The sequence below is a fragment of the Marinomonas algarum genome (assembly GCF_020532605.1).
Taxonomy (GTDB): domain Bacteria; phylum Pseudomonadota; class Gammaproteobacteria; order Pseudomonadales; family Marinomonadaceae; genus Marinomonas; species Marinomonas algarum.
Genome location: NZ_JAJATW010000048.1, coordinates 1 through 3,695 on the forward strand (window position 1 = coordinate 1; position 3,695 = coordinate 3,695).

Sequence of the window (3,695 nt, forward strand, 5' to 3'; positions counted from 1 at the left end):
GGCGTTTTGAAAATGAAGGCGGAAGGGCTGTCCGTCTCTGCTAAGGGAGGCAAGCGTAAGTCTAGTGTAAGGCTAGCGGCTGCCTGAGAACTTGGAAGCCCCTACATTTATGTAGGGGAGCAGTCACCAGTTCTTCCACGAGTAGTTGACAGCTCTGTCACTTACACAAAAGATCAGGTATGCGCACCTCATCAGTCAGATTTCTTATAAATTTCGGATCCCATGAGAACATCAATTTGCTGTTTAGCAGTTTCTGTCTTCGGCCGGAAATTCTCATGCGCTTCTTGTAGACCGAATTCAGAAAGGTACTCTGAAAAACGAATGCTAACGTAAGCACCTTTTAATCTATATTTAACAAATTCATCACGCTCTTCTTGATCCCAAGAGTCCCATTCTTCACGGACGATATCACTGACGAATTGTCTCTCAACTGGATTAATGTACTCTGATAAGGAAAGGACACCGTTAGTCCCATGGTAATCGAATTTTATAGCGTCCCTTAACCAACCTGAGGGATTCGCTATAGTGGTCACATGCTTAGCCTTGATGAAAAGGTTTAGATTGTTTAAGCAACACTCAACGGAATATTTATTAGTCAAATTTTTTACAAACCTAGCATCAAAATATTTTTCAAGTTCTTGTATCATGTCACTTTCTTTAACTAGCCTAGCAGTCTCAGCTTTCGTTGCTTTTACCTTAAACAGTATGTATTTGAAAACCGCACGAGGGTTATTTCGACGTTCAGGAATCTCATAATCGAACTCTAAATCTGTTTTACCGTTGATCTGCTCTTTGGATCTGTCTAGTACCGCTCTTTTAAAGTCTGCTAGTCTTAAATATTTATCTGTAATGCCAAGCTGTATACGAAGTTCATCTACATTTTTTTTAAATGATACTTCAGTTTTTCCTTTCCTAACGGTGTTGATAGGAAGCTCTTTCCTAAAAATATCGTACAAGTCAGCTGCAATGTTTGATGTTAAGCTAATGACATATTTCATATAGCTTTTAGTGAAATTTTCTTTAATATCAATTACATATGGTTTAAATGCAGCACCAAATTCAAACACTACATAACCCTCTTCAGCATTATAAGCAGAGGTGTCAAAAATAGAGATGTTTTTCAACTGACTGGATTTTTTACCTTTGGCCAATGCTGCAGCACAAAGCATACTTTCAGCATTTACGTATATTTCACAGGCATTTTTTTTTCTAAAAGGCTCGTCATTTGATGTAATAATTTGTCCGAGGTGATTGATTTCTGCCCCTAAAGCATCCTCTATTCGACCTATCTTGGGTGGCATACTTCGATTGTTTTCATCAAAGACGTGTAGTCCTATTTCAGCATCAAAAAAAACACTCAGACCATTCTGATCCTTGAACTCTTTATCCTGTACATCACTAACTTTAATATAAACACATGAGCTGTCTTCTTTAAGGCAAAGCCTTTTCCCATCTATTGTTATACACGATGTATCGTAGATCAGTGGCGCTCTTACATACCTTGTTTGCAACTCTTCTAACAAACTTGGTCTACCTTTCGTCCCTTTAAGGTATTTGCTCACATTGGATTTTGATGTATTTAATGCATAAGCCAATTGACTAGGAGTCACTCTAATCTCCCCTATATCATGAGCTCGAGAATCAATCATTGCGATAGCAGCATGAAAGATACGATTTTCATTCAACGACATTTCTGAATGGCCAGCAATCAGCTCATTGCGCTTTGTAACCAATGCCGTATCTCTGTTAAATGCACTTTCAGACACAAGAGATTGTTTTTCATTAGAGCTTTCTTTTGACATTATAAATCCATATCACGATATATCAGAGAGGTGTAACCATTTTTACCCCATGAAGGTATGAAAGATAGCGTATCGTGACAAAAAGACAACAGCAATGCTTTCAAAGTTTCTTTTTTGTCACGTTAATCCGACATAAATGACATAGAAATGCCATAACGGAAAGCGCTAAACACTTGCTATGAGGAAATCAGATATCGGACACATCGTGACAAAAAAGCAATTTATAGTCTTATCAGAGTTGCGGATCTGTCACGAAGAGACAGAATACCCAACACATCGTGACAAAAAGGCAGTCCAGAGCATTGGCTGAATTACAGGGCTGTCATGAAAAGACAGAATAGCCGTCACATCGTGACAAAAAAGCAATTTATAGTCTTATCAGAGTTGCGGATCTGTCACGAAGAGACAGAATACCCAACACATCGTGACAAAAAGGCAGTCCAGAGCATTGGCTGAATTATAGGGCTGTCATGAAAAGACAGAATAGCCGTCACATCGTGACAAAAAAGCAATTCATAGTCTTACCAGAGTTGCAGATCTGTCACGAAGAGACAGAATACCCAACACATCGTGACAAAAAAGCAATTCATAGTCTTACCAGAGTTGCGAATCTGTCACGAAAAGTCCGAATACCCAACACATCGTGACAAAAAAGCAATTCATAGTCTTACCAGAGTTGCGGATCTGTCACGAAAAGTCCGAACACTCAACACATCGTGACAAAAGAGCGGTCCAAAGCCTTACCGGAGTTGCGGATCTGTCACGAAAAGTCCGAATATCAGACACGTCATGACAAAAGAGCAGTTCAAAGCATTACCGGAGTTGCGGATTTGTCACGAAAAGGCCGGATAGCAGGCACATCGTGACAAAAAAGCAATTCATAGTCTTACCAGAGTTGCGAATCTGTCACGAAAAGTCCGAATACCCAACACATCGTGACAAAAGAGCAGTTCAAAGCCTTACCGGAGTTGCGGATCTGTCACGAAAAGTCCGAATACCCAACACATCGTGACAAAAAAGCGGTCCAAAGCCTTACCGGAGTTGCGGATCTGTCACGAAAAGTCCGAATACCCAACACATCGTGACAAAAAAGCGGTCCAAAGCCTTACCGGAGTTGCGGATCTGTCACGAAAAGTCCGAATACCCAACACATCGTGACAAAAGAGCAGTTCAAAGCCTTACCGGGGTTGCGGATCTGTCACGAAAAGGCCGGATAGCAGGCACATCGTGACAAAAAAGCAATTCATAATCTTACAAGAGTTGCAGATCTGTCACGTTATGTAATTCACCTAATTATTTAAAGCCAAATAAACTTTAGAAACAGAGTCAAGGAACACGACAGGTATGCAACAGATCACTTGTCACGATCTGTTGCATACCTGTCACGTTAAACTGCGGTACTGTCACGTTAGATAATTATTAGTCACGATCTATCGCATATCTGTCACGTTAAAACGCATATCTGTCACGTTAAACTATCTAAGATATTGATCTAGTTAAGTTAATTTGATACTAAACAGGTAATAAACAAGAATAAACAAGATAGTAAACATTATTAAACAAGAAACAAATGCAATTTGGTTAAAAAAAATTAGACAAACTTAAAGTGCATATTTCGGAGCATTCCGAACACCTATTTCGGTTTAATCTGAACACGTATTCCGCGATTATCCGAACACTTTTAAGCAAACTCCGAAATCAGCGTTCGGAAGAGCGAAAACCGCGTTCGGAATGCCCGAAATCCTACCTTTTTCTCTTTTAAATCAATAACTCGCTATTCTTTCCTTTTCAAGCAAGAAGGTGAGGAAGCGATCATGGCAAAAAAGAGAACTCCAATGAATAAAATTAAAGAAATATTACGCCTTAAGTACGACTGTGGGTTGTCCTACCGAA

At 39.6% G+C, this 3,695-nt stretch carries 1 protein-coding gene; it reads right to left on the reverse strand.

Features of this window, described 5'->3' with window-relative positions; translation table 11 throughout:
- Nucleotides 1-191 precede the first annotated feature (191 nt).
- On the reverse strand, nucleotides 192-1,802 hold the full coding sequence (locus tag LG368_RS15075) for a replication initiation protein (RefSeq protein ID WP_226755518.1): 1,611 nt from the start codon (nucleotides 1,800-1,802) through the stop codon (nucleotides 192-194).
- Between the last annotated feature and the right edge of the window lie 1,893 nt (nucleotides 1,803-3,695).